The sequence below is a fragment of the Solicola agrisoli genome, from assembly GCF_049059935.1.
GTDB lineage: Bacteria > Actinomycetota > Actinomycetes > Propionibacteriales > Nocardioidaceae > JAURVT01.
The window spans coordinates 1-2,381 of the sequence record NZ_JBMGQR010000143.1 but is presented as its reverse complement, the minus strand read 5'-3'; the positions used below and the strand labels follow the sequence as shown (position 1 = coordinate 2,381).

Here is a 2,381-nt window from a genome sequence, read left to right as displayed (position 1 = left end):
CGAAGTACCACCTCGAGCACGGGGGAGACCTCGTCTGGGAGCTCGGGAGCGGGTACTTCGGGGCCCGTACCGCCGACGGCGACTTCGACCCCGACATGTTCGCCGACAAGGCCGCGCACGACAGCGTCAAGCTCGTCTCGCTCAAGCTCAGCCAGGGCGCCAAGCCCGGCATCGGCGGCGTGCTGCCCGCGGCCAAGGTGACGCCCGAGATCGCCGAGGCCCGCAACGTGCCCGTCGGCGAGAAGTGCGTGAGCCCGGCGTCGCACCGGGTGTTCTCCACGCCGCGTGAGCTGGTGCGGTTCGTCGCACGGATGCGCGAGCTCGCGGGCGGCAAGCCCACCGGGTTCAAGCTCTGCGTCGGGTCGCGCGAGGACGTGCTGGCGATCTGCAAGGCGATGGTGGCCGAGGGCGTGACGCCCGACTTCATCGTCGTCGACGGCTCCGAGGGCGGCACCGGTGCGGCGCCGCTGGAGTACGAGGACCACATGGGCGCCCCGCTCACCGAGGGCCTGATCACCGTCCACAACGCGCTCGTCGGCACCGGCCTGCGCGACCGGGTCCGCATCGGCGCGGCCGGCAAGGTCGCCAGCGGCTCGGACGTGGTCAAGCGCCTGATCCAGGGTGCCGACTACACCAACGCCGCCCGCGCGATGATGATGGCGACCGGCTGCATCCAGTCGCAGCGCTGCCACACCAACCAGTGCCCGGTGGGCGTGGCCACCCAGGACCCCCGCCGCGCCAGGGCCCTGGACGTCGTCGACAAGACCGAGCGCGTCTTCCGCTACCACGAGGCGACCGTCGCCGAGGCCCAGCGCATGATGGCCTCGATGGGTGTGCCCGGTCCCGCGCACCTGCACCCGCGCATGCTGCGCCGCCGCGTCGGCCACTCCGCCACCCGCTCGTACGCCGAGCTCTACGACTGGCTCGGCGACGGTGAGCTGCTGCACGACCCACCCGAGGCGTGGGCCCGCGACTGGGCGTCCGCCGATCCCGACGCCTTCACCCCCTGAGCACCGCACTCCCCGAGGAGAACTGATGACCACCGTCGCCCGCATGCTCGTCACCGCTCTCGCCGACCACGGCGTCACGACCGTCTGGGGCGTGGTCGGCGACGCGCTGAACCCCGTCACCGAAGCCATCCGCACCGAGGACCGGATCGAGTGGATCGGGGTCCGGCACGAGGAGGTGGGCGCGTTCGCCGCCGGTGCGCAGGCCCAGCTGACCGGACGGATCGGCGTCTGCGCCGGCACCGTCGGGCCGGGCTCGATCCACCTGCTCAACGGTCTCTACGACGCCAAGAAGTCCCACGCGCCCGTGCTCGCGATCTGCGGCCAGGTGCCCACGGCCGAGATGGGCAGCGAGTACTTCCAGGAGGTCGACAACGACGCCCTGTTCAAGGACGTCGCGGTCTACTCGCGCACCGTCACCAGCGCCGAGCAGTTCCCGTACGTGCTGGAGCAGGCCGTCAACGCCGCCAACCAGCACCAGGGCGTCGCGGTCGTCACGCTCCCCGGTGACGTCGGCGACCTCGAGCTGCCCAAGGGCACCGAGGCGCCGCGCTTCGTCGACCACCACCCGTCGACGACGCCCGGCGCCGACCAGCTCGCCGAGGCCGCACGGCTGCTCAACGACGCCACGAGCGTGACGATGCTCGTGGGCAGGGGAGCGCTCGACGCCCGCGACGACGTCCTCGCCACCGCCCAGCTGCTCTCGGCCCCGATGGTGCTCTCGCTCAAGGCCAAGGAGGGCCTCGAGTGCGACAACCGCTACCAGGTCGGGCAGTCCGGCCTGCTCGGTAACCCGGCCGCGCAGCACGCCTTCGACGAGTGCGACGTGCTGCTGCTGGTCGGCACCGACTTCCCGTACCGCGAGTGGTACCCGACGGGCAAGACCGTGATCCAGGTCGACGCCCGCGGCGAGAACATCGGACGCCGCGTCCACGTCGACCTCGGCCTCGTCGGCCACGCCGAGACGACGCTGGCCGCGCTCCGCCCGCTGCTGCACCCCCACGCCGACACCTCGCACCTGGACGCGTCGCGCAGCAGGTACGAGAGCTGGAACGAGGGGCAGCAGCACCTCACCGACGCGGCCTACGACCACAAGCGGTTCGGCCTGGTCCGCAAGCTCGTCGACAACACCGAGCGCGCGATCCGGCCCGAGCAGCTGGCCGCCAGCATCGACCGCCAGGCCGCCGACGACGCGATCTTCACCGCCGACACCGGCATGTCGACGGTCTGGCTGGCGCGGTTCGTGCAGATGCGCGGCACCCGTCGTCACCTCGGCTCGTACAACCTCGGGTCGATGGCCAACGCGATGCCGCAGGCGCTCGGCGCGTCGGCGCTCGACCGGAGCCGCCAGGTGGTGGCGTTCTGCGGTGACGG

At 72.0% G+C, this 2,381-nt stretch carries 2 protein-coding genes; both read left to right on the top strand.

Annotated elements, in window-relative coordinates:
• Positions 1 to 1,010: glutamate synthase-related protein (locus ACI6PP_RS23090; protein WP_421114099.1), on the top strand; the 1,010-nt coding region annotated here is incomplete at its 5' end.
• A 25-nt stretch (positions 1,011 to 1,035) separates the two neighbouring features.
• Positions 1,036 to 2,381, top strand: a 1,346-nt coding sequence (locus ACI6PP_RS23085) for a thiamine pyrophosphate-binding protein (RefSeq protein ID WP_421114098.1), incomplete at its 3' end; no start/stop codon positions are given.